The following is a 24,964-nucleotide window of genomic DNA, read 5'->3' as shown; positions in this document are numbered from 1 at the left end:
CACGAGGGTGGCCGACGCCTCGCGGGGGCGCCCCCCTCCCCGGCGGCGGCGCCCCGCCATGTTGCGGTGCGGCGCGCGCCGCGCTAGGACGGACCCATCCAACAGGACCCGGTGAAATCCCGGGTGGCTCTTCCGGCCGCCGATCCGCCGGACCACGCAATGTCAGGGCTCGCGCGCCGCGGACCTCCCCGGGAGGCCGGCCCGCCCTGTTGCGCGCCCCGCGCGGCCGAACCGTCCGGCCCGCGGGATGAGGAAAGCCGATCCCCACGATGAACCGTGTCCGCCTGCGGAGCGAATGGGCTCCGAACGTCACGCGCGAGGTGCTGGCCGGCACCGTCGTCGCCCTCGCCCTCATCCCCGAGGCCATCGCCTTCTCGCTGATCGCGGGCGTCGACCCGAAGGTCGGGCTCTACGCCTCGTTCTGCATCGCCGTCGTCACCGCCTTCGCGGGCGGGCGGCCCGCGATGATCTCGGCGGCCACCGGCGCCACCGCGCTCCTGATGACCGGGCTCGTGAAGGAGCACGGCGTCGGCTACCTCTTCGCCGCCACCATCCTCACGGGCCTGTTCCAGATCCTGGCCAGCGTCCTGCGCCTCGGCGACCTGATGCGCTTCGTCTCGCGCTCGGTGGTGACGGGCTTCGTCAACGCCCTCGCCATCCTGATCTTCCTGGCGCAGATGCCCGAGCTGATCGGGCGGGGCACGACGGTCTACGCGATGACGGCCGCGGGCCTCGCGATCATCTACGGCCTGCCCCGGCTGACGCGGGCGGTGCCCTCGCCGCTCGTGGCCATCGTGCTGCTCACCGGCGTCTCGATGGCGCTCGGCCTGCCGATCCGCACGGTGGGCGACATGGGCGCCCTGCCCGACCAGCTGCCCTGGATCGCCCTGCCCCAGGTGCCCTTCACCCTCGAGACCCTGCGGATCATCGCGCCGACGGCGCTGACCATCGCCATGGTCGGCCTGCTGGAGAGCCTGATGACGGCGGCCATCGTCGACGAGATGACCGACACCGGCTCCGACAAGAACCGCGAATGCGCCGGCCAGGGCGTGGCCAACATCGCCTCCGGCCTGATCGGCGGCATGGCCGGCTGCGCCATGATCGGCCAGTCGGTGATCAACGTCTCCTCGGGCGGGCGCGGCCGGCTCTCGACGCTCTGGGCCGGCGGCTTCCTGCTGTTCCTGATCGTCGTGCTCGGGCGATGGGTGGCGCAGATCCCGATGGCGGCGCTGGTGGCGGTGATGATCATGGTCTCGATCAACACCTTCCAATGGCGCTCGCTGCGCAGCCTCGCCACGCATCCGCGCGCGTCGAGCGCCGTGATGCTCGGCACCGTCGTGACGGTGGTGGCGACGCACGACCTCGCCAAGGGCGTGCTGTTCGGAGTGGTGCTCAGCGGCCTGTTCTTCGCCCACAAGGTCGCGAAGGTCTTCGCCGTCGCATCCACGCGCGCGTCATCCCCGCAGGCCGGCGCGGTGCGGACCTACCGGGTCACCGGCCAGATCTTCTTCGCCACGGCCGAGGCCTTCCACGCCGCCTTCGACGTCCGCGAGGACGGCCTCTCGGGCGTCGTGATCGACCTCGCGGCGGCCCATTTCTGGGACCTCACCGGCGTCAACGCCCTCGACCGGGTCGTGCTCAAGTTCCGCCGCCACGGCGTCCCGGTCGAGGTGGTGGGCATGAACGCGGCCACGGCCAGCCTGGTCGAGCGGCTCGGCACGCACGACAAGCCCGGCGCGGCGCTGGCCGCCTCCGGGCACTGACGCGGGCGCCGAGGGCCGGACGCCGGATTCACGCCGCCCTCGGCCCGGTGCCGTCGCGAGACGCGAGGCCGGTCCACGCCGTCACGGATCCGGCTGGGCGCGCGGGCCCCGCTTCAAGGGGCCCGCGCGCGAAAATCCGCGGCGCGGGACCACCGGGCAAGGATACGGGACGCCCGGGCATCCCCCGCGCGGGGCATCGGGGCTAGCTTGGCCTTACGGGCGGCGCGCGGGCGTCCGCCCTGCCGCGGAGCGCGGGGCACCATGCCCGGCGCCCCGCTGCCAGATCTCTCTCGCCCACAGGCAACATTCCGTGAGCAAGTTCCTCTTCCTGGCCGCCGCCGGCCTGATCGCCTGCGCCGCCGGCCCGGCCTCGGCCGCCAACCGCCACGTCGACATCGTCAACAAGACCGGCATGACGATGAAGCACTTCTACGCCTCCACGACCGGCACCGACGATTGGGAGGAGGACATCCTCGGCCGCGACGTGATCGCCGACGGCGAGACCTTCGACATCGACGTCGACGACGGCACGGGCAAGTGCCGCTACGACTTCAAGGCGGTGTTCGAGAACGGCGCCTCGCTGGTGCGCAACAACATCAACGTCTGTCAGATCAGCAGCTTCACCTACAAGCCCTGATCCCGCGCCTCCTGCGGGGCGCGCTCCGCGCGCCCTATCTCCCGGGCCGAGCGCGTCCGTCCGACGCGAACGGCCCGAGGAATCCCCGATGAGCGAGCAGCGCCCCCTCTATGCCAGCCCGAACGGCGACCGCTGGTCGCTCTGCCGGGCGGAGGGCGAGGTCTTCGTCCTGCACGAGCCGAACGCGCCCTCGGGCGGCCGGCCCGCCCGCATCGGCCTCGCCCGCTTCCTCGGCGACCATCCGGCCGCCCCGGAGCAGCGGGCGCTGCTCGACCTCGTCGGCACGCTGGTGGCCGCCTCGCCGGGCGAGGCCGCGCCCGTGACCGGCGCGCCGCCCGAAGCCGGCGCGGCGGCCGCTGAGCCCTCGCCCGGCGAGGAGGCCGTCTAGGCCCCTGCCGCATCCCTCACGGTCGCGACCCCTCAGAGCACCGCCGCGATCAGCCCGAGGCGCCGGGCCTCCTCGGCCTCGATGTACCAGTTCTCGGGCGCGCGCCGCAGGACCTCCTCCAGGCTCACCTGCGAGCCGCGGACGAGGTTGGCGAAGCCCTCGTTCTGGATCGCGATCGAGGTCTCGATCTCGTGCAGCGTGGCCTTGAGCCCGGCGATGCAGGTGGTGAGCGGGCCGCTGACCTTGAGATCCTTGTTCATCTTGCGCTCGTGCACCATCAGGCGGGTGCCGCGGGTGAGATAGCGGTTCGGCGGGGCGAAGAAGCTCATCAGGGTGGTGCCGGCCGAGTAGATCGCCGCCTTGCCCAGGAAGACGAAGCGCCGCCTCGGGTCGAGCTCGCTGTGGAAGCGGATGTCCTCGCCCATCATCCGCGCCACCTCCGGATCGCCCCCGAGCGTCGTCAGCTCGACGACCACGAGGTCGCGCTCCCGCGCCGCGTCGAACTGGCGGCGGAAATCCCGGTACATGTCGTGATCGACCTGCCCCGAGAGCAGGACCGCCGGGGCGACGAAGGCGGCGGGTTCGAGCGTCGTGGTGTCCATCGTGTCCTCGCGGGGTGGCCGGGACGCGGGCAGCAGGATGCGTGCCGGCCGGGGATCTCTCCCGCGGGAAGCGAGCGGACCGGCCCGGGTTCCCGTCGGGCTCGGGCCCGGGCCCCGGCCGCGGGATGCGGGCGCGCGCCGAGGATGCCCTATATCGGCTCGCGCCGGCCCCAACCGAGGAGCGTGTCCCATGAGAGTGATCGCCGACCTGTGCATCGTGCCGATGGGCGTCGGCCCCTCGGTCTCGCCCTATGTCCGCGCCATCAAGGCGCTGATCGACGCGAGCGACCTCGACGCCGAGATGCACGCCAACGGCACCAACATCGAGGGCGAGCTCGCCGACGTCTGCCGCCTGATCGAGGCCTGCGAGGCGCGGCTGACCGAGCTCGGGGTGCAGCGGGTCTTCTACACGATGGCCTTCTCGTCGCGCCGCGACAAGCACCAGACCATGGCGGAGAAGATCGGCGCAGTGTCCTAGCGGTGTCCTAGCGCGCAGTCCGACGCCGGGTCGCCGGTTCGGCGAGAGACCGGGCGTCACCACGGAGACCCGGGCCCGCTCCGGGCCCGCCCGTCGCGACCGAGCGGATCGGGCACGAACGCGCCGGTCACCGGCTGACGGACGGGCCGGACCGCGGGAACGTCCCCGCCCCTCTCCGGTTCTGCCGCCTGTGGCCCCGCCGCTCCGGCGCCCCGGGGCGTGCTCGAACCGGAAGGCGAAGGGTCGACATGTGCGGGATCTGCGGTGAGATCAGCTTCGACGGGCCCGCCGACCCGTCGGCCGTGCGGGCGATGATGGACGTGCTGCGCCCGCGCGGGCCCGATGCCGGCGGCCTCCACGCGCAGGGCGCCGTGGCCTTCGGGCATTGCCGCCTCAAGATCATCGACCTGTCGGAGGCCGGCCAGCAGCCGATGGTCGGTCCGGCGCTGGGTCTCGCCCTCGTCTTCAACGGCTGCATCTACAACTACAGGGAACTGCGCCGGGAACTCGAGGGCCGGGGCTACCGCTTCTTCTCGACGAGCGACACCGAGGTCATCCTCAAGGCCTACCACGCCTGGGGGCCGGCCTGCGTCGAGCGCTTCCTCGGCATGTTCGCCTTCGCGATCCACGAGCGCGACAGCGGTCGCACCGTCTTCGCGCGCGACCGGCTCGGCATCAAGCCGCTCTACTTCGCCGAGGCGCGGTCCGGCCCCGCGGCGGGGCGCCTGCGCTTCGCCTCGTCGCTGCCCGCGCTGCTGGCCGCCGGCGGGGTCGACACCGCGATCGACCCCGCCGGCCTGCACAACTACATGAGCTTCCACGCGGTGGTGCCCGCGCCCGGGACGATCCTCAAGGGCGTCACCAAGCTGCCCCCCGCCACCCTGCTGACGCTGGAGCCGGACGGCTCGCGCCGGGAGACCGTCTACTGGACGCTGGAGGTCGGCCCGCGCGCCGAGGATCGCGGCGTCGGCGAGGCGGAGTGGCGCGAGCGCGTGCTCGACACGCTGGCGCTGGCGGTCGAGCGGCGCCGGATCGCCGACGTGCCGACCGGCGTCCTCCTCTCGGGCGGCCTCGACAGCTCGCTCCTCGTGGCGCTTCTGGCGCGCGCGGGACAGACGGGACTCAAGACCTTCGCGGTCGGCTTCGACGCGGTGAACGGCGTCGAGGGCGACGAATTCCAGTATTCGGACCTCGTGGCCGAGACCTTCGGCACCGATCACGTCAAGATCGCGATCGACGGCTCCCGCACCCTGGAGGCCCTTCCCGACACCATCCGGGCGATGTCCGAGCCGCAGATGAGCCACGACGCCGTGGCCTTCCGGCTGCTCTCCGGCGAGGTCGCCCGGCACGTCAAGGTGGTGCAGAGCGGCCAGGGCGCCGACGAGATCTTCGGCGGCTACCACTGGTATCCGAAGCTCGTGGGCTCCACCGACCCGACGCGCGACTACGCCGCGGTCTATTTCGACCGCGACCACACCGAGATGCGGGAGGCGCTCGCGCCGGACCACCTGAACGGCGATCACAGCCGCGACTTCGTGGCCGCCTTCTTCGCCCGCGCCGGAAACGGCAGCGCCATCGACCGGACGCTCCAGCTCGACACCCAGATCATGCTGGTGGACGATCCGGTCAAGCGCGTCGACAACATGACCATGGCCTGCGGGCTGGAGGCCCGCGTGCCCTTCCTCGACCACGAACTGGTGGAACTCGCCGCCCGGATCCCGGCGGAGCTGAAGGTGCGGGACGGCGGCAAATTCATCCTGAAGGAGGCGGCGCGCGCCGTGCTGCCCGCCGCGGTGATCGACCGGCCCAAGGGCTACTTCCCGGTCCCCGCCCTCAAGCATATCCGCGGGCCCTACATGGACTTCGTCCGCGGCATCCTCGACGCGCCGCAGGCCCGCGCCCGCGGGCTGTTCAACCGGGCCTATGTCGACCGCCTGCTCGCCGACCCGGACGGGACGCTCACGCCCAAGGGCCACTCGAAGCTCTGGCAGGTGGCGCTGCTCGAAGCCTGGCTGCAGACGCACGGGATCTGACGGCGGCCCGGGTCTGGCCTGAGGGGGGGCGAATCGGGCCTGCGCCCCGCCTTGCGGGGGCCGGGTCCGGCCTGGGGCTTCCGCCTCGCCTGCGGCCTGGGCACCGGCCTTGCGTCGGGCCTGCGCTCAAGGTGACGCGCTTTCTCCACGATCGTCGCCGATGGGCTCGGGCCGGGCCGCCGCGGCCGGGCCGCCGCGCCAGGATGCGGGGCCGGCCGCATCGACAGGGGAGCCGAGACGCATGTGCCGCTGGATCGCCTACCGGGGCCGCACGATACCCCTGGAGCACTACGTCACCGAGCCGGCGCACTCGCTGGTCTCGCAGAGCATCCAGGCGCTCGAATCGACGGCCAGCACCAACGGCGACGGCTTCGGCCTGGGCTGGTACGGCGACCATGCCGAGCCCGGGCGCTACCGCGAGGTCCAGCCGGCCTGGTCGGACGACAACCTGCGCCATCTCTGCCGGCACCTGCGCTCGCACCTGTTCTTCGCCCATGTGCGCGCGGCGACCGGCACGCCGATCACCCGGCCGAACTGCCACCCCTTCGCCTGCGGCCCGTGGCTGTTCATGCATAACGGCTATGTCGGCGACTGGGCCCGGCTGCGCCGTCCGGTCGAGGCGCTGATCCCGGACGCGCTCTATCCCGGGCGCAACGGCACCACCGATTCCGAGGCGCTGTTCCTGGCGATCGTCGGCGCCGGCCTCTCGGGCGCGGGCCCGCACCGCGACCCGGTCGCCGCCACCGTCGTCACCCTCGCGGCGCTCACCCGGATCGTCGGCGGCCGCGAGGGCGGCCACCCGTTCCGCTTCACCGCGGCGCTCGCCGACGGGCACGACCTCTACGCCTTCCGGTACGCCGTCAACGACGCGGCCAACAGCTTGTACTATCGCCAGTCGGACGACGGCGTGGTGGTGGTCTCCGAGCCGATCGACCGGGAGCACGCGACCTGGACGGCGGTGCCCGATAATTGCGTGGTGATCGCCCGCCGCGACGCGCCGGCGGCGGTGGTCTCGCTCGCCGAATACGGCCTCGCCAACCGGGCGGGCCTACCCCGGATGCAGGCCCGCCTGAGCGCCTGAACCCCCGGACCGGGCCGCCGATTCCGTGGGTTCCCGGCCCGTGCGACGGCCGTGAGGAGGATCTTCCACGGCCGTGCGCACGCGGAGCAGAGTCTTTTTCGCCGCGCGGAATCTTCGGAAGACGCGTCCATTGATCGGAGGCGCTCCGGAGGCGACATCTCACCCATGCGCACCTCCCTCGACACGCAGCTGTCCGGACCGGCCCCGACCACCTTCGACCCGTTCGGGGAGCCCCTTGACGCGGCCCGGTGCGAGGCCCCGCGCGACGGACGCGCGCACCGCGTGACCGCGGCGGTGTTCTGGACTTTGGCCCTCCTGCTCGTCGGCGGGCGCGTCTATCTCTCCGACGTCCCGGTCGCGCAGACCTTCGCCTCGCTCGCCGAGACGGTGCAGGCGCACGTCACCCTGCGCTGAGCGGCTGAGCCCTCCGCAGGATCCGTCCGCCCGGCATCGACGGCCCATCGAACCGGGGCCGTCGCGGGCGGTTTGTTTCTGGGACGCTGCGTTTCCCCGGAGGCACCCCATGATCCGTTCGACGCGCCCTCTCCAGACGGGCCGGGCGGCGCGCCCGTGAGTGCGGCGCCCCCGCGCAACCGCCTGCTCGCGGCCCTCTCGGAGGCCGACCGCGGCCGGTTGCTGCCCTATCTCGAGCCCGTCGCGATCGAGCGCGGCGCGGTGGTGATCCGCGCCGGCGAGGCGCCCGCCCACGCTTGGTTCCCGGAGAGCGGCCTGTCCTCGAACATCCTGCGCGGCCCGGACGAGCGGGCCATCGAGGTCGGCTGCTTCGGCTACGAGGGCATGGTCAGCAGCGCGAGCGTGCTCGGCTGCGACGCGGCGCCCCACGAGATCGTGGCCCAGGTCGGCGGGATCTGGCAGCGCCTGGAGGTCGGCCGCCTGAAGGCCGCCCTGCGGGAGAGCCCGACGCTGCAGGCGCTGATGCTGCGCTACGTCCACACCCAGATCATGACGCTGAGCCAGACCGCTCTCTCGAACGGGGCCTACTCGATCGAGGAGCGCCTCGCGCGCTGGCTGCTGATGGCGCATGACCGGCTCGGCGGCGACGGCGTCGCCCTCACCCACGATTTCCTCTCGGTGATGCTCGGCGTCCAGCGCTCCAGCGTGACCCTCGCCACCCAGGCCCTTGAGGGCTACGGCATGATCCGCGCGCGGCGCGGCCTGATCACGATCCTCGACCCCGCCGCGCTCGAGCGTCTGGCGGGCGACACCTACGGGCCCGCCGAGGCCGCCTACGAGCGCCTGATCGGCCCGTTCCGCCAGCGGACGAGGGCCGGTCGCGTCGACGCGGGCGCGCGCCTCTGACGCCCTCCGCCCGGCGGCGCCGGGTCCCGGGGCAGCCTCAGAGAAGCCGCAGCCCCTTGCGGGCCTCGCTCGCGGGCACCCCCTGGCGCACCAGCCGATCGGTGCGGGCCTGCTGGTCGCGCCGCTGCCCGACGGCCTCTCCGGCCCGGAGCGTCGGGCGCAGCCACATGTCGAACGCCGCCGCCTGGGCCGCGAGGCTGAGCAGGATCATCTGGTCCGCGAGAGTCAGCCAGGCTGCCTGGACCTGCAGGAACTGGCGGCCCAGCACCTCCACGGACGCGCTGCTGTCCTGAACCATCCGGATCATCCTCCTGCTCTGCCCGACCGCGATCCCCAAGGCCCACAACGGCTCGGGGGGCCGCCGGGTTCTCCGCGCGGGCCTCCGCCCCTCGCAGAGCCCATGCCGCCGCCGGGCCCGCGCAGCGGCGAGCCTGTGCCGCGACGAGACCGTGCAGCGACGCGGCCGCGTCGTCCGGACGACGATAGGAGGGCCGAGATGAACGGGACCGGACGGGCGCCCGCGCCTCAATCCTGCAGGATCGCGGAGAGCGGCGCCTCGGCGGTGAAGACGAGGCCGCGCGGGCGGTAGTCGATCTCGGCCGAGCCGTCGAGCTCCTTGGCCAGCGCCCACTCGATCATCCGGCTGCCGAAGCCCTTCCGGCTGGGCGGCGCGACGGCCGGACCGCCGACCTCCTGCCACTGGAACCAGAGATGGGCGGGCGCGGGCGACTCGACGATGTCCCAGCTCACCAGGACGCGGCCCGCGTCGCGCGAGAGGGCACCGTACTTGACGGAGTTGGTCGAGAGCTCGTGCAGCGCCAGCGAGAGGGCGAGCGCCACCCGCGGGGCGAGCTTCAGCGCCGGGCCGCCGACCCGGAACCGGTGGGCCTGCTCGACGCCGAAGGGTTTCAGGGCGGCGCTCACCACCTCGGCGAGCGTCGCCCAGTCGCCCCCCTCGCGGGTGAGCACGTCGTTGGCCGCGGCCAGCGACTGGATCCGGGCCTCCAGCACCGTGCCGGCCTCGGCGACCGAGCCGGCGTCGCGCAGCGTCTGGCGGGCGATCGACTGCACGGTGGCGAGGGTGTTCTTGACCCGGTGGCTCAATTCGCGCGCCAGCAGGTCGCGGTGCTCCTCGGCGCGCTTGCGGTCCGTGACGTCGAGGACGATCCCGGCCATGCTGAGCGGATGCCCGTCGGTGCGGTAGGCGGGCTGGCCGCGCAGCATCAGCCAGCGGGTCTCTCCCCGCCCCGTCACCACCCGGTACTCCACGTCGTAATCCGTGCGCTCGGCGATGCAGCGCTCCATCTCCGCCTGCATCCGCGCGCGGTCCTCCGGGTGGACCGCCTCGATCAGCCGCTCGTACGTGAAGGCGTCGGCCGAGCCGATGCCGAAGATCGCCCGGCATTCCTCCGAGGGGACGAGGCGCCGGGTCTCGAGGTCGAGGGTCCAGGCGCCGAGGCGGCCCGCCCGCAGGGTGAAGCGCAGGCGCTCCTCGCTGCGGCTGAGGTCGAGCGCGCGCCGGCCGACCTCGGCCTCCAGGGCGTCGCGGTCCTGCTGCAGGCGCACCAGGCGGTCGCGCTCCAGCGAGACGTCGAATTGCGAGGCGAAGAAGTAGGTCAGCTCGCCGTCCACGTCGAAGACCGGCGAGACCAGGAGCCGGTTCCAGAAGGTGGTGCCGTCCTTGCGGTGGTTCAGCAGGTCGATCTCGATCGGCACCCGGCGCTCGATCGCCTCGCGCAGCCGCGCCACCGCCGCCCGGTCGGTCTCGGGCCCCTGCAGGAAGCGGCAGTTCCGCCCGACGATCTCCGCATGCGCGTAGCCGGTGAGCCGGGAGAAGGCCCGGTTGACGAAGACGATCGGGTTGTCGGGCTGGCGCGGGTCGGTGATCAGCATCGGCATCCGCGTGGTCCGCACCGCCGCCGCGAAGGGGTCGGGACCGTTGCCGGGCCGCGCGAACTCCTCGTGGATCCGCGCCTCGTTGTCCTGGTCGCTCACGCTCTGTCCCCTCGCCGTCGGGCAACACCGTCCCGCTGGCCGGCCCCCGCATAGCCCAGGTTGAGGCGGAACCGCGATGGCCGGCCGGGCAGCGATGCCGTCACGGCCCTGTGACCGGGGGGCGCAGGCGCCCGCGTCTCAGCCGCGTCTCAGCCCGCGGCCTCAGCCCGCATCCTGGAAGCCGCTCAGCGGCGCCTCCACGGTGCAGGTCACGCCCTCGGGCGGGTAGTCCAGGGCGAGGCGGCCCCCGACCTGCCCGGTCAGGCCCCGCTCGATCAGCCGCGAGCCGAAGCCCTTGCGGCTCGGCGGCGCCACCGGCGGCCCACCGCGCTCCTCCCACCGGATGCGCAGCTGCGGCTCCGGGCCGTCCTCGACGATCCGCCAGCCCACCGCGACCCGGCCCCCGGGCACCGAGAGCGCGCCGTACTTGGTGGCGTTGGTGGTCAGCTCGTGGAGCGTCAGCGCCAGGGCGAGCGCCGCCTTGGGGCCGATCTCGACGGCCGGCCCCGCGAGGGTGACGCGGTCCGTGGTCTCCGCCCGCACGCTGACGCCCTGGCGCACCACCGCGTCCAGGGGCGCGCGCTCGGCCATGCCGCCGAGCAGGATGTCGTGCGCGCGGCCGAGGGCGATCAGGCGGCTGTCGAGGACCGCGCGCGCCGCGTCGAGGTCCTGGGCGCCCCGCAGGGTCTGCATCGCCACGGCCTGCACGATCGCCATCAGGTTCTTCATACGGTGGCTCAACTCGTCGTTGAGCAGGTGCTGGCGCTCCTCGGCCCGGCGGCGGGCATCGACGTCGGCGATCGCCGCGACGGAGCCGGTCAGGCGCCCGGCCCCGTCGCGCATGGGGACGGCCGTGATCGCGATCCAGGCGCGGGTGCCGTCCCCGCGCTGGTAGGAGCATTCGAGCTCGGCCTGGTCGATGCCTTCGCGCAGGATGCGGGCGAGGGGGTACTCGTGCGGCTCGACCCGGCGGCCGTCGGCGTGGAAGGCGATCCACTCGCCGTAGCTCTCCGTGTCCGGCGACGGCAGGACGGCGTGGCCCAGGATCGCCTGCAGCCGCCCATTGCCCCCGACGATGCGCCCGTGCGGCGCCTCGGCGAAGAGGATGCCCACCGGCACCGAGTCGAGCACGGCGCGCAGCGAGGCCTCGCTCGCGAACAGCGCCGCTTCGGCCCGCCGCAGCGAGGTGAGGTCGAGCATCGCCCCGATCATCCGGGTCGCGCGGCCCTCCGCGTCGCGGGCGACGTAGCCGCGGTCGTAGACCGGGGCGTAGCTGCCGTCGGCGCGCCGGAAGCGGTACTCGTCCGCCCAGACGCTGCCGGTCCCGTCGACCACCGCGTGGATCGAGGCGTCGATGCGCGCCCGGTCGTCCGGATGGATCTGGCCGATCCACCACGCGCTCGTCGGCTCGACATCCTGCGGCGTGTGGCCGTAGGCTGCCGTCAGCGCCTCGTTCCAGAGCACCTGGCCGGTGGCGATGGTCCAGTCCCAGATCGCGTCGGTGGTGGCCCGCGCCGCCAGCCGGTAGCGCTCCTCGGTGCTCCGCAGGGCGCGCTCGGCCGCCTTGTCGGCGCTGACGTCCCGGACCGTGCCGACCAGCCGGACAGTCCGGCCCGCCTCGACGACCGCCTGGCCGCGGGCGGCGAGCCAGCGCTCCGCGCCCGTATCGGCGGCGATCACCCGGTAGAGCGCGTCGAACCGGCCCGGTCCGGCGGGATCGAGGGCGCTGCGCAGGTCCGCATCGGCCCGGGCGCGGTCATCCGGATGGAGGTTGGGGAGGACGCCGCCGGCGTCGGTCGCCGGCCCGGGCTCGGACAGGCCGAACAGCGCGCGCGTGCGGGCATCCCAGCCCAGCGACCCGGTCTCCGGATCGTAATCGAACACCCCGATCCCGGTCGCCTCGACGGCGAGCCGCAGGCGCTCCTCGGCCCGCGCCCGCGCGGCGAGCGCCTGATCGCGGTTCTCCAGGGCCCGCCGCAGCTCGAGCAGGCTCATCACCTGCCGGGCCAGCGCCTGAAGGCCTGTGCGCTCCTGCGGGGTCAGCCCCTCGGGCCGCGGCTCGGTGTCGATGACGCAGAGGGTGCCCAGGCCGACGCCCTGCGGGTCGCGCAGCGGCGCGCCGGCGTAGAAGCGGATGGCCGGGGGCTCGGTCACGAGGCGGTTGCGGGCGGTGCGCGGGTCGCGCGTCAGGTCGGGGATGACGAGCATGTCCTCGCCCGCGAGGGCGTGGGCGCAGACCGACTGGTCGAGGGAGGTCTGGCAGAGGTCGAACCCGATCCGGGCCTTGAACCATTGCCGGTCGCGGGCGACGAGGCTGACCAGGGCGATCGGCGTGCGGCAGAGCTGGGTCGCGAGCAGCACGGCGTCGTCGAAGCCCTGCTCGGGCTCGGTGTCGAGGATGCCGTAGGCGTCGAGGGCTGCTAGCCGCAGGGCCTCGTCCTGCTCCGGCAGGCCGTCCGGATCCGCGCTCATCGGCCTGTGAGGAAGCATGGGAGGGGGCAGGTCCAGGGCCAGGTGCGGGGGCATGTCCGGGATGCGCGGAAGCCGGACCCGCGTCCGGACATCCCGCGGCCCGGGCCGGGCCGCGTCCTCCACTGGTCCTCGCTTGTCAAAGACCCCCGGTCCCTTCGCTCGCCCGTTCGGCCCGCCCGCGCCGGCCGGGGCCCGACCGATAGCGCAAAGCGCGTGCGGGTTGTGTCCGCACGCGGGGCCTCCGCGACGTTCTCACTCGATTGTTACGGCGCCCCGATGCCGGTCAGGCGGGTTCCGAGAGCGCGGCCGCCTCCGCGGGCGCCGGCCGGCGCCGGGCGCGCAGGGCGGCGGCGTAGCCCGACAGCACATCGTGCCCCATCCGCTCCATCGAGAAGCGCTCGCGCACGCTGGCGCTGAGGGCCGCGAACCGGGCGCGGCAGCGCTCCGGATCCTCGTCCAGCACACCCGCGATCGCCCGCTGCAGCGCAACGGGGTCGCGGGCGGGCACGAGGTCGCCCGCGGCGTCGCCGAAGATCTCCGGGATGCCCCCGACATTCGTGGCGACCATCGGGCAGGCGGCGGCGGCGGCTTCCAGCACCACGTAGGGCAGCGATTCGGCGAAGGAGGGCACCACCATCACCCGCCCGCGGGCGAGGACCGGGCGGATCGGCTGGGCCGGCTCGAAGGCGACGGCGCCCGTCAGCCCGAGCGCGGCGGCACGGGCCTTCAGGGCCTCGGTATCGGGGCCGGATCCCACCATCAGGAGCCGCAGGGCGCGGCCCTCGGCGCGCAGGCGGGCCAGGGCCTCGAGGAGAACCGGCAGGCCCTTGGCCTCGCGCAGCTCGCCCACGTAGAGCAGGTCGTAGGGGTCGGCGGCCTGCGCGACCGGCGCGAACTCAGCCGCGCCGATCCCGTTATGGACGATCCGGGTGACCGCGCCGGCCGCGCCCACATAGGCGCGGTGGCGCCCGGCCACGTACTCGCTCTCGAACAGGAACACGTCGGTGCGGCGGGCGAGAAGCCCCTCGGCGGCCATGTAGAGGCGGTGCAGCGGCGTGCCCGGCTTGTAATTGTAGCTGCCGCCGTGCGGCGTGTAGGCGCGCACCAGCGGCCGGGCCGCGGGGGCGAGGCGGGCGTAGACGCCGCCCTTGGCCCCGTGCCCGTGCAGGACGTCGGCGCCGACGCGGTGCGCCTGCCGCGCCACCGCGCGCAGCGCCGCGAGGTCGCCCGGATGGGGGTTGCGCCGCATCGGCACCCGGATCACCCCGAGGGAGAGGCAGCTCCCGAGCTCGGCCAGCGCCGCCTCGGCGCGCTCGCCCCCGGTGGTCGAGTCGCAGACGATGCCGACGGCGTGGCCTGCCGCGGCCTGGAGCCGGGTCAGGTCCACCACGTGCCGGAACAGGCCGCCGACGGGGGCCCGGAACACGTGCAGGATGCGGCGGGGCGCGGCGGCGTCGAGGGGACTGGCGGCGACCACGGGCGGACTCCAGGTAGGCGGCGCGACGGCCGGACCCCGCGGTTCTCGCGCGTCTTCGGTGGGCGCCCGGTTAATCCGCGGGGACGCCCCGCCTCCGCGCGGAGGGTTTTCGGAACAAGGGTAAGCGGCAGGCTAACGCCGCGCGGCGATTCCGGCCCGGCGCCTCACGGCGGCGCCCGCGCCCCGCTCGGGCTCGCGGCCGTGCCGGGGACCGGCGCCCGTCAGGGCGTTCCGCTGCGCGCGGGCGGCGTCGCCGGTTGGGGCGATGGCTGATTCGCCGTCGGCCCGGTCCGCAGGAAGGTGATGATGATTCCGGCGACCGCGAGAAACAGCGCGGCGGCGAAGAGAGCGAACATCCAGCGTGGCATGGGCCTCAGCTAGCGCGCGCCGTGCGGAAGGGGATGGCGGCCGTCGGCGAATTCGGCGTCCGGGCGGTTTTCACGCGGGGCCGCGCGCTGGCTCGTCCCCGAAGGCGCTGCCCGGCCGCGGGGGCCATCCCCGCGGGCCGGGCCTGCCCCGGTCAGGCGGCCTCGCGCCGGCCCTTCGCGGGTTCGCGGCCCGCATCCTTCGTCGCGGCCTGCTGCTCCTGCCGCTCGGCGAGGGCGCCGGGACGGCCGAGGCCGATCTGCTTGGCGAGGGCCGAGCGCTGCGCGGCGTAGCCGGGCGCCACCATCGGGTAGTCGTCCGGCAGGCCGAAGCGCTCGCGATAGCTGCGCGGATCGAGGCCGTGCGTGGTGAGGTGGCGCTTCAGCGTCTTGTAGGTCTTGCCGTCGAGGAAGCTGACGATGCCGGAATCGCTCACCGAGCGCCGGATCTGGGCCGCGCTCGGCTTCTCGACCTCCACGACCGGGGCGGCGGGCGCCGTCCCGCTGCCGAGACCCGTGAGCGCGGCATGCACGCTGCGGATCAGGACAGGAAGCTCATTGGCCGGCACGGAGTTGTTCGAGACGTAGGCGGAGACGATATCGCCCGCAAGCTCGACCATATCGGGGTCCAGGCCCGAGGTGTTTTCTGTCATTGTTGGTTTCCGAAACGATGCCCCTCACGACTAGAAAACACAGATCCTGTGCGAAGATCAAGTGTGTAGGGTAGCAGTGCATACGCACGCTGCGTCCACAACATGAAGTTCTATAAAAGCCGCGCGCAATATGCAGAAACATGGGGCGCCCCTGCGGGCTTCCACCGACGCGTCCGGCCCGCAACCCGGCCTGTCCGGTCCCCTCGGCAGGCGCGGATGTCGAAAGCGTGAGGACCGCCCGGCCGTGTCGCCGGCCCTGTCTTAAGCATTCGGATAGCTCGGTCTGGGAGAGTCGCCGCAGCGTCGGCGAGAGCCGGATTCCCGCAGGGGCTGTGGCGTTCGATGAGTGCGTTCGATGTCCGCGATGTTCTGAAGGCCGCCGGAGGTCCCGGGGCGGCGGACGCCAAAGCCGCGATCCCGGTCGCGCCGGCGCGCGCGCCCCTGGCCGAGACCACCGTCCCGGTGGCGGCCGGTCCGATCTCCCCGGTGGTGGTCGCCGGGCTGGTGCGGATCGGGGAGTTCGGGCTGATCTGCGGCCTCGGCGCCGGCCTCCACCTGATGATGCTGCGCGGGATCGTGCCGCTGGGCGCCCGCTACGGCCTCGCCATCGCCGGGGTGGCGCTCGTCTCCGTCGCCCTGTTCCAGGCCGCCGGCGCCTACCGGATCACCGCGTTCAGGAGCTTCTTCAAGACGGCGATCAAGCTGAGCGCCGGCTGGTCCCTGAGCTTCCTGGCCGTCGCCACCGTGCTGGTGATGGCCAAGATCGCCGACAACTACTCGCGGCTCTGGCTCAGCGTCTTCTTCGCGGCGGGCCTCGGCGGCCTCCTCGTCGGGCGCTACGCCCTGATGCTCGCGATCCAGGCGCAGACGCGCAAGGGCCGGTTCGACCGGCTCACCGCCATCGTCGGCGGCGGACAGGCGGGCGAGGAGCTGATCGCCGCCCTGGAGACCCAGGCCGAGGGCGGCATCCGCATCGTCGGCGTGTTCGACGACCGCAACGACGACCGCTCCAGCACCGTGGTGGCCGGCTACCCGAAGCTCGGCACGGTGAGCGACCTCGTGGCCTATGCCCGCCACACCCGGCTCGACCTGATCGTCTTCACGATCCCGATCTCGGCGGAGGGCCGCATCCTGGAGATGCTCTCGAAGCTCTGGGTGCTGCCGATCGACATCCGGCTCTCGGCCCACGCCACCAAGCTGAAGCTGCGCCCGCGCAGCTACTCCTATCTCGGCTCGGTGCCGGTGCTCGACGTGTTCGACAAGCCGATCGCCGACTGGGACGTGGTGACCAAGGCCCTGTTCGACCGCTGCGTCGGCGCCCTGATGCTGATCGGCCTCGCGCCCGTGATGATCGCGGTGGCGCTGGCGGTGCGGCTGACCTCGCGCGGGCCGGTGCTGTTCCGGCAGAAGCGGCACGGCTTCAACAACGAGCTGATCGAGGTCTACAAGTTCCGCTCGATGTATGTCGATCAGTGCGACGCCACGGCCAACCGCATGGTGACCAAGGGCGATCCCCGCGTCACGCCCGTCGGGCGCTTCATCCGCAAGACCTCCCTGGACGAGCTGCCGCAGCTCTTCAACGTGCTGAAGGGCGACCTCTCCCTCGTGGGGCCCCGCCCGCACGCGCTCCAGGCCAAGGCCGCCAACACCCTCTACGACCAAGTGGTCGACGGCTATTTCGCCCGCCACAAGGTCAAGCCCGGGATCACCGGCTGGGCCCAGATCAACGGCTGGCGCGGCGAGACGGACACCAGCGAGAAGCTCCAGCGCCGGGTCGAGCACGACCTCTACTACATCGAGAACTGGTCGGTCCTGCTCGACCTCCAGATCCTGATCACCACGCCCTTCGCCCTGCTGAAGACCGAGAACGCCTACTGATCGGGCCGCTGACGGGGACGGCGCGGCGGCGGGTTCCGCATCCGGGACCCGCCGCGCGACCGATCAATCCTTGAGGTCGGCCGGCACCTTGCCGCCGTTCTCCTCGAGCTTCTTGATCACCTGCTTGTGCAGCCAGACGTTCATCGTGGCCGAATCGTCCTTGTCGCCGGTGTAGTGCAGCTCGTCGGCGAGCTGCTTGCGGGCGGTGAGGCTCGAATCGAGGTCGAGGAGCTTCATCAGGTCGACGATCGAGGTGCGCCAGTTCAGCTTCTGGCCGTTCTTCGACGCCATGTCGTTGAGCACCTTCTCGACGTCGACCGGGCCGCCCGCCGGGGCGGCGGACCCGCCGGAGGCCGGGCTGCCGGTCGTGGCGGTGGAGGTCGGGTTGCTCGAATCCGACGTCCCCGAGGTGGTCGACGGCGCGGCTTCCGCGCTGCCGCCGCCGAACGGGTGCAGGATCTTGCTGACGATGCTGCCGAGCAGGCTCATGGGACACTTCCTTCCTGTGCGTCGCCGCCCCCCGGAGGTTGCGACCGCCTGACAACGGAAGCCGCGCGCGAGACGTTCCCGGCCCCGGCCGACGGGCGCGGCCGATCCTCAGCGCCCGCGCAGGGCGAAGCCGAGGAGCCCGAGCCCGGCGATCAGGCAGAAGCCGCTCCAGCGCTCGAGCGCCGCGGCCTGCCGGGCCGGATGGCGCAGCGAGAGCGCCGCCAGACCAATGCCGGCGCTCAGGGACGAGAGACTGATCAGGGCAAGCATGCCGGTCCGCGGGACTGAATTGGTGTGACGCCCATACAGGCGATGCTCTCCGATCGGAACGCAGTCCCGATCGAATCCTGACGATAACATACAGGATGCCACATTCGTGATGATTTCGGCCCGACCGGTTTGCGATCGGCGCGGGCTGTGGCATGGGGGCGCTCTCCGTCCCCCCGATCCGTCCCGGGCCCGCTCCCCGGTCCGGCGTCCCGGGGGTCTCCCGATGCCGCGCCCCTCCCGCCCCGTGCCGGCCGGGCGCCTCCCCGGATCAGACCATGCGCCCGGCGCTCACCGCCCTCGCCACGCTCGTCGCGGCCGCCCTCGTCTCGGCCGCCGCCGCCCTGTTGCCGGCCGACGCGCGCGCCCAGACCCCCGTGCCGGTGCGCATCGGGGTGATCCCGGTGATCGGGGCGGCGCCGATCTTCGTCGCCGACCGCGAGGGCGGGCTGAAGCAGGCGGGGCTGAGCCCGACCTTCACCACCTTCGAATCCGGTCCGAACATGATCCAGGCTTTGGCCTCGGGCACGATCGACGTCTACGTCGCCGGCATCGCGCCGCTGGCGGTGGCGCGCTCGAAGGGCATCGACGTGCGGGTGGTGGCCGCCACCGCCGTCGAGGAGATGGTGTTCGTGGCCGGGCCGAAGCTCGCCCCCTACCTCGCGGCCGCGCCCGACAAGGCCGAGGCGTTCCGCCAGTTCAAGGCCAAGGAGGGCCGGGCCGCGCGCCTCGCCACCCAGCCCCTCGGCTCCGTGCCCAACACCACCCTGCAGCACTGGCTCTGGCAGGTGGCCAAGGCGGAGAAGGCCGACGCGCAGGTGGTGCCGATGGGCATCGACGCGACCCAGCAGGCCCTGCTCGCGGGCGCGGTCGACGGCGCCTCGATCCGCGAGCCCGCGCTCACCATCGTGCAGGGCCGCAACCCGGCGATCCGCCTGATCGCCACCGGCGCCGAGATGTTCCCCGACCAGCCGGGCACGGTGGTGGCGGTGTCGGGCGCCTTCGCCGACCGCAACCCGGCCGCGACCCAGGGCCTCGTCGACGCCCTCGTCAGCGCGACCGCCCTCCTCAAGACCGATCCCGACCGGGCCGCCCCCGCGGTCGAGCAGGCCCTCGGCAAGGGCATCACCGATCTCGCCACCATCCGGCGCGCCCTCACCTCGCCCGCCGCCAAGTTCACCGCGGACCCGCGCGTCATCGTCGAGGCGACCAAGGCGATGCAGGCCTACCAGCTCAGCATCGGCGCCCTCGACAAGGCGGTGCCGATCGACGGCCTGTTCGTGCCGACCTATTACGAGAAGGCCGAGAAGCGCTGAGCCGGCCCGTCCCGACCCCATGACCCGCGTCCGCTCCACGCTGCTCGCCGCCGCGGGGCTCGCCGCCTTCCTGGCGATCTGGGAGGCCGCGCCCCGGCTCGGCCTCGTCAACCCCGCCTTCCTGCCGCCGCCGAGCACGATCCCGGCGGCCTTCCTGCGCGAGATCACGCTCGGCGTCTGGGGCGAGGCGGTGCTCTCCAGCCTCGGCCACTACGTCGCGGGCCTCGCCTGCGGCGCCGGGATCGGCATCGGCCTGGGGCTCCTCGCCGGCATGTCGCGCGGCTTCGAGGCCCTGACGGCCTGGGTGGTGCGGCTGCTGCGGCCGATCCCGGGCCTCGCCTGGGTGCCCTTCGCCATCATCTGGTTCGGGGTCGATTCGCCGGCCGCCGTGTTCATCATCGCGATCGGGGTGTTCTGGATCGTGTTCTTCGCGACGCAAGGGGCGGTGCGCGGGGTCGACCGCGACCTGATCGAAGTGGCCCAGGCCTTCGGCTTCCGCTCGGGGCCGGCGCGCCTCGCCAAGATCGTCCTGCCGGCGGCGACGCCCGGCATCCTGGTGGGGCTGCGCACCGCGCTCGGCCAGGCCTGGATGGCGGTGGTCGCCGCCGAGATCTTCGGCGTGCAGGGCGTCGGCCAGCGCATGATGCAGGCCTCCTCGCTGCTCTCCACCGACATCGTGGTGGTCTACATGCTGACCATGGCGGGCCTCTACGGCCTGTTCGACACCGCCTTCGTCGCCCTTCAGGGCCGTCTCCTGCGCTGGCGCCCGTGACCCGCATGACCCCCGAGACGGACGGGACGGCGCCGGCCGGGCCGATCATCGCGATCCGCGGCCTCAGCCTCGCCTACGGGTCGGGCGACGGCCGCACGGTCATCCTCGACGCCCTCGACCTCGACATCGCCCGCGGCGAGGTCGTGGTGATCGTGGGCGAGTCCGGCGTCGGCAAGTCGACGCTGCTGCGGGTGCTGATGGATCTCGCCCGCCCGAGCGCGGGCACCGTCCGCATCGCGGCGCGGCCGGAATGCCGCACGCCGGTGGCGATGGTGTTCCAGGACGCGCGCCTGCTGCCCTGGCGCCGGGTGGTCGACAACGTCGCCTTCGGCCTGGAGGGCTCGGGCCTGTCCCGCGCCGAGCGCCGGGCCCGGGCCCGCGCGATGCTGGCGCTCGTCGGCCTGCAGGAATTCGGGCAGCGCTGGCCGCACCAGCTCTCCGGCGGCCAGCGCCAGCGCGTCGCCATCGCCCGGGCGCTCGCGGTCGAGCCCGACGTCCTGCTGATGGACGAGCCGTTCTCGGCCCTCGACAGCTTCACCCGCGAGGGCCTCCAGGACGAGGTCCAGCGCATCACCCTGGAGACGGGCAAGACGGTGCTGTTCGTCACCCACGACATCGACGAGGCGGTGACGATCGCCGACCGGGTGGTGGTGCTGGCCGGCCCTCCGGGGCGCATCGCCGCCGAGATGCGGATCGACCTGCCCCGTCCCCGCACCCGCCGCGACGCCGCCCTCCAGGCGATCGCCCGGCAATTGCGGGCCGAGCTGTCCCGGCGCTCGTCGGACCTGTAGGGCCCGTCGCCTCGGCTCTCCGCGCTCGGAGGCGCGAGGCGCGCGGCCGGAGGCATCCGTCCACCCTATCCCGACCTGCGGTTGTCCAAGCGGTCACCCGGAGGCATCCGGCCGGGTCGGCGCGGATATTGATCCCTCCGGCGCTGGCTCCTATCGTCGCGGATCCGGGGCCGCTGTCGCGGGGGCGCGGGCATGTTCACGCGGGACTTGGTCGAGCGGCTGCTCAGGGCCTCCGAGGGCGCCGTCTCCCTGGCGGGCGGCAGGGCGAGGACCGGGCATACCGGCGAGCGGCACAGCGCCATCACGAATGCGGACCTCGCCCTGAGATCCGGCGGCGACTTCATGCCCACCGCCTTCGTCGACTTCAAGCAGGCCGTCGATGTCGGGCTGAAGCTCTTCAACGTTCTCGGATACGCGGGCATCGATCAGGCGCGGAGCAAGCGGACCGGCGAATCCACCGCCTTCACGGCGGTCGATATCGGGTGCGCCTACGACGTCCGGCTCGCCAACCACCGCGGCACCGTGAAATGCGCGCATTTCACGATCGTCTTCGTGAAGAATCCGGCCATGCCCCACAACCTCATGGTGCTCACCTTCTTCCCGTGCGGCATGGACAAGGCCAGGGGGGAAGCCTACCTGCGGCTCCCCTGATCCGCGCCGGCAGGCGAAGGCGAGCCCGGCGCCGGGCTCCCCGCCTCAAGGGGCCGCGAGCCAGCGCAGCGCCGCGAGCCAGAGCCCGCCCGCCAGCACCGCGCCGCCGAGGAAGCGGCGCCAGGGGTTCACCCCGCGCAGCACCTCGTCGAGGGACCACCACGCGAGGCTGAGCGCGGCGCCGAGCCGGACCACGCGGCCGGGCGTGCCGTCCGGATCGAGCACCCAGCCCGCCGCCGTGAAGGCGAGGAACAGCCAGAGCGGCAGGTTCGGCCATTGCCCGATCGTGATCGCGCCGGTCTCGCGGCTGCGGAAGGTCCAGTCGATGGCGCGGCGGAGCCCGCCGCCCGTCTCAGAGCCGGTCGCCATCGGCTCGCCGGATCGGGGCGCAGAGCTGCGGGCTGATCCGGTCGAGATGCGCGCAGGCATTGTCGCGGTACCACGCCCGCAGGCCGGGCTGGTTCGGCGCCACGTACATCCCGACGAGCAGGAAGCCCGCCCCGCACAGGACGATCAGGAGGAGGAGGTTGCGCATCGTCTCGGCCGGGTCTCGCCGGGCGCCACGCGCCCGCTTGCCCGAAGGCAACGCGGCTCGGCCCCAACCGCTCCGCCGCTCCGCCGGCCCGCCACCGGCATCAGCCCGCCGGGAACACCCGTTGCAGGGCGAGGAGGGCCGCGCTCGGCGGCGCGTCCTCCGGCCCGGTCCGGTCGCGAACGGCGTCCCGCTGCGCCCGGGGCACCATCCGGATCGCTTCCCGCGATTCCCAGGCGCGCAGCGGCGCGGCCAGGATCCGCAGCGGCCGGCCCCACCACCGGGGCGGCGCCCGGCGCGGTTCGACCGGGCCCGCGCGCAGGACGGTCTTCAGGCCGCTGGTCCGGGCGCGCTCCTCCGCGTGCAGCCGCCACAGGCCGGCGCCGCGGCACAGCAGGCCCAGCCCCGTGAGCCAGAGGGCGATCTCGTAACCCGGTGCCATCTCGGACCTCTGGGGTGCCTTCGCGGGTGGTCTGCGGGGCGCGCCGTCGCGCGCATCCGGGCCGGGCCCGCGCCGGGCGGCGCGGTCCGGACAGGCGTGCGGGCGGTCGTGCCGTGCGGGCGACGCGCGGGGCCCGTCCGCGCGGAGGGCCGGGACGGATGTCGCGCCCGAGGAGTATGCGGCGCGGCATGGTTACCGACGCGTTAACGGGCGGCACCCCGCCGGGAGCGGCGGGATGACACGGCCCCGAGAGGCGCTATCGTCGGGCGCCGTCGAGTCGCGAGGCTTTCCGGATCGCCGAAGGCCTGACGGCTGCCAAGTCCCGGCGATCGCAAAACCAGCCCGTGAGGTGCGCCCCATGAGCCACGATTCCGAGAGCCCTCCGGGCGCCGTCCCGGTCAAGGGCGGCCTTGTCACCTATCTGCAGGTCGACGGCGCGCTGGAGGCGGCGGCCTTCTACGGCCGGGCCTTCGGGGCGGAGATCGCCGCCGCCTTCCCGCCGGACGCCCAGGGACGCACCATGCACGTCCATCTCTACCTCAACGGCAGTTCGCTGATGCTGGGCGACGCCTATCCCGAGCACGGCCACGCGCTCCGGGCGCCGCAGGGCTTCACCCTGACCCTGACGGTCGACGACATCGACGCCCGATATGCCCGCGCGGTCGAGGCCGGCGCGACCGCCGTGATGGCGCCCGCCGAGATGTTCTGGGGCGACCGCTACGCGCAGCTGCGCGACCCCTACGGCATCCTCTGGGCCATGAACCAGCCCAAGGTCCGGGCATGAGCGGGCCCCCGGATGCCGGTGCGCCGGAGGCGGATCGCGATCTCGTCCTCACCCGGTGGATCCCCGCCCCGCCCGACCGCCTCTACCGGGCCTGGACCGAGCCGGACCTGCTCGCGCGCTGGTTCGCGCCCGCGCCCTTCACCGTCTCCGCCGTCGACCTGGACCTGCGGCCGGGCGGCGCGAACTGCATCGTGATGCGGGCGCCGGACGGCACCGAGTACCCGAACGCGGGCGTCTATCTGGAGATCGTGCCGGGGGCGCGGCTGGTGTTCACCGACGCCTACCGCGCGGGCTGGGAGCCGGGCCCGAAGCCGTTCATGACGGTGATCGTCACTTTCGAGCCGGAGCAGGGCGGCACCCGCTACACGGCGCGGGTCCGCCACTGGACGGCGGAGGACCGCGACACCCACCTGCGTATGGGCTTCCATGCGGGCTGGGGCCTCTGCACGGACCAGCTCGCCGCCCTCGTCGCGGATCTCTGATCCGCCCTCCCCGCGATCGACGCGGATGGCGGGCCCGACGAGGCTGCCCGGCGCCCGGGCCGCGCACGGATCCACCCGCCCGCAGGGATCGGCCGGATCCGGGATGACGGAGTCCGGGCGCGCCGTGCGGGCGTGCCCGGACCCGAGCGGATCAGCGCATCCGGCGGTGGTGGCGGCGCTTCTTCATCGGGCGGCTGCGCATCGGGGCGGCCATCGCCGCGTCGCCGGCGCCGGGCGCCATCGAGGGAGCGCCGCCGGGAGCGCCGGCCCTGCGCGCCTGCCCCGCCAGCGGGCCGCCCGCCTGCGACCCGGAGGTGTTGTAGGGCGAGCCGCCCTGGGCGAGGGCGGTCCCGGCCGTCAGCAGGGTCAGCGAGGCGGCGATCAGAAAGGCTTTGGTCACGGGAAGATCCTCGGTCGAGAGCGTGCAGGTGGAGCCCGCGGAGGCGACATCGTCCCCGGGGGCTCAACCGAGAAAGGAACCGTTTCTCAAGGCGCAAGTTCCGCGTGTGGGATCGGTCCCGATCCCGGCCGCGACGGGTCGCGCTGAACCCGGTCGCCGCCCGAGCGTTCTCGAACCCGGCGGATCCGGCTACCCTGGAGACCGACCCGCAGCCCGGACGCTCCCGTGACCCCCTCGCCGCCCGTTACCGCCCCCGCCCCGTCCCATCCGACGTCCGCCCCGGCTCCGGCCCTCGCGGGCGCCTATCTCCTGCTCGACGTGGCGGGCACCCCCTGCGCCCTGGCGCGCGCGGAGGCGGCCGAGATCCTGCCCCTGCCGGACCTGTTCCGGCCCCCGGCCTGCGGGGCCTGGCTCGCGGGATTCCTCAACCTCGGCGGCGACGCGATTCCGGTGATCGACCTCGCCCAGCTGCTCGGCCTGCGGGACGCCCTGCCCGAGACCCTGTCGCCCGGGACGGACCGCGCCGAGATCACCCGCGCGGCGCTCCACGCTCATCTCGTCCTCGTCGCGGACCGGTCGCTCGCCTACCGCGTCGACCGCGTCACCGACGTCGTCGCGGTGGCCGCCGCGGCCCTGCGGCCGGTCGGGCCGGGCCACAGCCTCAACGGCTGCGTCTCCGCCGAGATCGAGCGGGCGGGCGCCCTCGTCCACGTTCTCGATCCGGCGCGGCTCCTGGGCACCGAGGAGCGGATGCGGGTGGAGGCGGCGCGGCGGGCGGCCGAGGCGCGTCTCGCCGCCCTGCCCGACTCCTCGCCCGAGTCCGTTCCGGAGCCTCCTGCCGAGTCTCTCGCCGCGTCCCGGCCCGCGCCCGGCGCGACCGCCGCCTGACGCCCGGG

General features: G+C 73.5%; 29 protein-coding genes and 1 other annotated feature. Of the genes, 16 read left to right on the top strand and 13 right to left on the bottom strand.

The genetic code is table 11. The annotated features are described in order from the left end of the window. The first annotated feature begins 101 nt into the window (after positions 1–101). Positions 102–157: a sequence feature (sul1 is cis-regulatory element that is thought to sense ions involved in sulfur or methionine metabolism; They are found in Alphaproteobacteria), on the top strand. Positions 158–269: 112 nt separating this feature from the next. The 3 genes from ACS5RC_RS24530 (at position 270) to ACS5RC_RS24520 (ending at position 2,788) form a co-directional block, all read left to right on the top strand. Beyond that, positions 270–1,763, top strand: a complete 1,494-nt coding sequence (locus ACS5RC_RS24530) for a SulP family inorganic anion transporter (RefSeq protein ID WP_478346543.1) — start codon at positions 270–272, stop codon at positions 1,761–1,763. 310 nt (positions 1,764–2,073) lie between these two features. Further along, on the top strand, positions 2,074–2,400 hold the full coding sequence (locus tag ACS5RC_RS24525) for a hypothetical protein (protein WP_478346542.1): 327 nt from the start codon (positions 2,074–2,076) through the stop codon (positions 2,398–2,400). 88 nt (positions 2,401–2,488) lie between these two features. Further along, on the top strand, positions 2,489–2,788 hold the full coding sequence (locus ACS5RC_RS24520; RefSeq protein WP_478346541.1) for a hypothetical protein: 300 nt from the start codon (positions 2,489–2,491) through the stop codon (positions 2,786–2,788). 32 nt (positions 2,789–2,820) lie between these two features. Here ACS5RC_RS24520 and ACS5RC_RS24515 read toward each other — a convergent pair whose 3' ends face one another. After that, positions 2,821–3,390 (bottom strand): ClpP family protease, encoded by a 570-nt coding sequence (locus tag ACS5RC_RS24515; protein ID WP_478346540.1) that lies wholly within the window; start codon positions 3,388–3,390, stop codon positions 2,821–2,823. A gap of 190 nt (positions 3,391–3,580) precedes the next feature. On the opposite strand from ACS5RC_RS24515, the gene ACS5RC_RS24510 reads away from it, so the two are divergent. The 5 genes from ACS5RC_RS24510 (at position 3,581) to ACS5RC_RS24490 (ending at position 8,302) form a co-directional block, all read left to right on the top strand. Then, the gene (locus ACS5RC_RS24510; protein WP_478346539.1) at positions 3,581–3,868 is read left to right on the top strand and encodes an MTH1187 family thiamine-binding protein; all 288 of its coding nucleotides are present in this window, start codon (positions 3,581–3,583) and stop codon (positions 3,866–3,868) included. A 248-nt stretch (positions 3,869–4,116) separates the two neighbouring features. Then, on the top strand, positions 4,117–5,901 hold the full coding sequence (locus tag ACS5RC_RS24505) for an N-acetylglutaminylglutamine amidotransferase (protein ID WP_478346538.1): 1,785 nt from the start codon (positions 4,117–4,119) through the stop codon (positions 5,899–5,901). Between the two features lie 241 nt (positions 5,902–6,142). After that, the gene (locus tag ACS5RC_RS24500) at positions 6,143–6,982 is read left to right on the top strand and encodes a class II glutamine amidotransferase (protein ID WP_478346537.1); all 840 of its coding nucleotides are present in this window, start codon (positions 6,143–6,145) and stop codon (positions 6,980–6,982) included. 165 nt (positions 6,983–7,147) lie between these two features. After that, entirely contained in the window at positions 7,148–7,396 is a 249-nt protein-coding gene (locus tag ACS5RC_RS24495) for a hypothetical protein (RefSeq protein WP_478346536.1), read from the top strand. A gap of 156 nt (positions 7,397–7,552) precedes the next feature. After that, the gene (locus tag ACS5RC_RS24490; RefSeq protein WP_478346535.1) at positions 7,553–8,302 is read left to right on the top strand and encodes a Crp/Fnr family transcriptional regulator; all 750 of its coding nucleotides are present in this window, start codon (positions 7,553–7,555) and stop codon (positions 8,300–8,302) included. Between the two features lie 37 nt (positions 8,303–8,339). Here ACS5RC_RS24490 and ACS5RC_RS24485 read toward each other — a convergent pair whose 3' ends face one another. The 6 genes from ACS5RC_RS24485 to ACS5RC_RS24460 form a co-directional block, all read right to left on the bottom strand. Further along, on the bottom strand, positions 8,340–8,600 hold the full coding sequence (locus tag ACS5RC_RS24485) for a hypothetical protein (protein WP_478346534.1): 261 nt from the start codon (positions 8,598–8,600) through the stop codon (positions 8,340–8,342). A gap of 227 nt (positions 8,601–8,827) precedes the next feature. Further along, positions 8,828–10,297, bottom strand: a complete 1,470-nt coding sequence (locus ACS5RC_RS24480; RefSeq protein ID WP_478346533.1) for a PAS domain S-box protein — start codon at positions 10,295–10,297, stop codon at positions 8,828–8,830. 162 nt (positions 10,298–10,459) lie between these two features. Next, on the bottom strand, positions 10,460–12,769 hold the full coding sequence (locus ACS5RC_RS24475) for a PAS domain-containing protein (RefSeq protein WP_478346589.1): 2,310 nt from the start codon (positions 12,767–12,769) through the stop codon (positions 10,460–10,462). A 283-nt stretch (positions 12,770–13,052) separates the two neighbouring features. After that, on the bottom strand, positions 13,053–14,246 hold the full coding sequence (locus ACS5RC_RS24470) for a glycosyltransferase family 4 protein (RefSeq protein WP_478346532.1): 1,194 nt from the start codon (positions 14,244–14,246) through the stop codon (positions 13,053–13,055). 221 nt (positions 14,247–14,467) lie between these two features. Continuing rightward, complete coding sequence (locus ACS5RC_RS24465; protein ID WP_478346531.1) at positions 14,468–14,614, bottom strand: hypothetical protein; 147 nt, start codon at positions 14,612–14,614, stop codon at positions 14,468–14,470. Between the two features lie 152 nt (positions 14,615–14,766). After that, a complete protein-coding gene (locus ACS5RC_RS24460) occupies positions 14,767–15,264 on the bottom strand; it encodes a Ros/MucR family transcriptional regulator (RefSeq protein ID WP_478346530.1) in 498 nt (165 codons plus the stop codon). Positions 15,265–15,606: 342 nt separating this feature from the next. Here ACS5RC_RS24460 and ACS5RC_RS24455 point away from each other — a divergent pair, with 342 nt between their 5' ends. Continuing rightward, positions 15,607–17,142, top strand: coding sequence for an undecaprenyl-phosphate glucose phosphotransferase (locus ACS5RC_RS24455; RefSeq protein ID WP_478346529.1), 1,536 nt, complete (start codon positions 15,607–15,609; stop codon positions 17,140–17,142). Positions 17,143–17,205: 63 nt separating this feature from the next. Here the strand turns inward: ACS5RC_RS24455 and ACS5RC_RS24450 are convergent, their stop codons facing one another. Then, positions 17,206–17,631 carry a DUF3597 domain-containing protein gene (locus ACS5RC_RS24450; protein WP_478346528.1) on the bottom strand — a complete coding sequence of 142 codons (426 nt, stop codon included), beginning with the start codon at positions 17,629–17,631 and terminating at the stop codon, positions 17,206–17,208. A gap of 108 nt (positions 17,632–17,739) precedes the next feature. Continuing rightward, entirely contained in the window at positions 17,740–17,901 is a 162-nt protein-coding gene (locus tag ACS5RC_RS24445; RefSeq protein ID WP_478346527.1) for a hypothetical protein, read from the bottom strand. Positions 17,902–18,176: 275 nt separating this feature from the next. Between ACS5RC_RS24445 and ACS5RC_RS24440 the strand changes: the two genes are divergently transcribed. From ACS5RC_RS24440 to ACS5RC_RS24425, 4 genes are all read left to right on the top strand, one after another. Further along, entirely contained in the window at positions 18,177–19,214 is a 1,038-nt protein-coding gene (locus ACS5RC_RS24440; RefSeq protein WP_478346526.1) for an ABC transporter substrate-binding protein, read from the top strand. A gap of 19 nt (positions 19,215–19,233) precedes the next feature. Beyond that, the gene (locus tag ACS5RC_RS24435; RefSeq protein ID WP_478346525.1) at positions 19,234–19,986 is read left to right on the top strand and encodes an ABC transporter permease; all 753 of its coding nucleotides are present in this window, start codon (positions 19,234–19,236) and stop codon (positions 19,984–19,986) included. Between the two features lie 5 nt (positions 19,987–19,991). Next, a complete protein-coding gene (locus tag ACS5RC_RS24430; RefSeq protein ID WP_478346524.1) occupies positions 19,992–20,777 on the top strand; it encodes an ABC transporter ATP-binding protein in 786 nt (261 codons plus the stop codon). A 192-nt stretch (positions 20,778–20,969) separates the two neighbouring features. Further along, positions 20,970–21,428: a hypothetical protein gene (locus ACS5RC_RS24425; RefSeq protein ID WP_478346523.1), complete on the top strand. Its 459-nt coding sequence runs from the start codon at positions 20,970–20,972 to the stop codon at positions 21,426–21,428. A gap of 45 nt (positions 21,429–21,473) precedes the next feature. Here ACS5RC_RS24425 and ACS5RC_RS24420 read toward each other — a convergent pair whose 3' ends face one another. The 3 genes from ACS5RC_RS24420 to ACS5RC_RS24410 all read right to left on the bottom strand — a co-directional run bounded on the left by ACS5RC_RS24420 (position 21,474) and on the right by ACS5RC_RS24410 (position 22,402). Then, positions 21,474–21,797: a hypothetical protein gene (locus ACS5RC_RS24420; protein ID WP_478346522.1), complete on the bottom strand. Its 324-nt coding sequence runs from the start codon at positions 21,795–21,797 to the stop codon at positions 21,474–21,476. Next, a complete protein-coding gene (locus ACS5RC_RS24415) occupies positions 21,781–21,963 on the bottom strand; it encodes a hypothetical protein (protein WP_478346521.1) in 183 nt (60 codons plus the stop codon). The genes ACS5RC_RS24420 and ACS5RC_RS24415 overlap by 17 nt, the downstream gene beginning before the upstream one ends. Positions 21,964–22,063: 100 nt before the next feature. Next, a complete protein-coding gene (locus ACS5RC_RS24410) occupies positions 22,064–22,402 on the bottom strand; it encodes a hypothetical protein (protein WP_478346520.1) in 339 nt (112 codons plus the stop codon). Between the two features lie 358 nt (positions 22,403–22,760). Between ACS5RC_RS24410 and ACS5RC_RS24405 the strand changes: the two genes are divergently transcribed. Together ACS5RC_RS24405 and ACS5RC_RS24400 are read left to right on the top strand one after the other, a co-directional pair. Further along, the gene (locus ACS5RC_RS24405; RefSeq protein ID WP_478346519.1) at positions 22,761–23,186 is read left to right on the top strand and encodes a VOC family protein; all 426 of its coding nucleotides are present in this window, start codon (positions 22,761–22,763) and stop codon (positions 23,184–23,186) included. Then, entirely contained in the window at positions 23,183–23,668 is a 486-nt protein-coding gene (locus tag ACS5RC_RS24400; protein ID WP_478346518.1) for an SRPBCC family protein, read from the top strand. Before ACS5RC_RS24405 ends, ACS5RC_RS24400 begins: the two co-directional genes overlap by 4 nt. A 151-nt stretch (positions 23,669–23,819) precedes the next feature. Here ACS5RC_RS24400 and ACS5RC_RS24395 read toward each other — a convergent pair whose 3' ends face one another. After that, positions 23,820–24,068 carry a hypothetical protein gene (locus ACS5RC_RS24395; protein WP_478346517.1) on the bottom strand — a complete coding sequence of 83 codons (249 nt, stop codon included), beginning with the start codon at positions 24,066–24,068 and terminating at the stop codon, positions 23,820–23,822. 225 nt (positions 24,069–24,293) lie between these two features. On the opposite strand from ACS5RC_RS24395, the gene ACS5RC_RS24390 reads away from it, so the two are divergent. Further along, positions 24,294–24,956 carry a chemotaxis protein CheW gene (locus ACS5RC_RS24390; protein ID WP_478346516.1) on the top strand — a complete coding sequence of 221 codons (663 nt, stop codon included), beginning with the start codon at positions 24,294–24,296 and terminating at the stop codon, positions 24,954–24,956. Positions 24,957–24,964 lie beyond the last annotated feature (8 nt).

This window comes from Methylobacterium sp. HJ2 (assembly GCF_056431005.1).
Note: the sequence above shows the minus strand (reverse complement) of the source record. Positions and strands in the feature narration are given on the sequence as shown.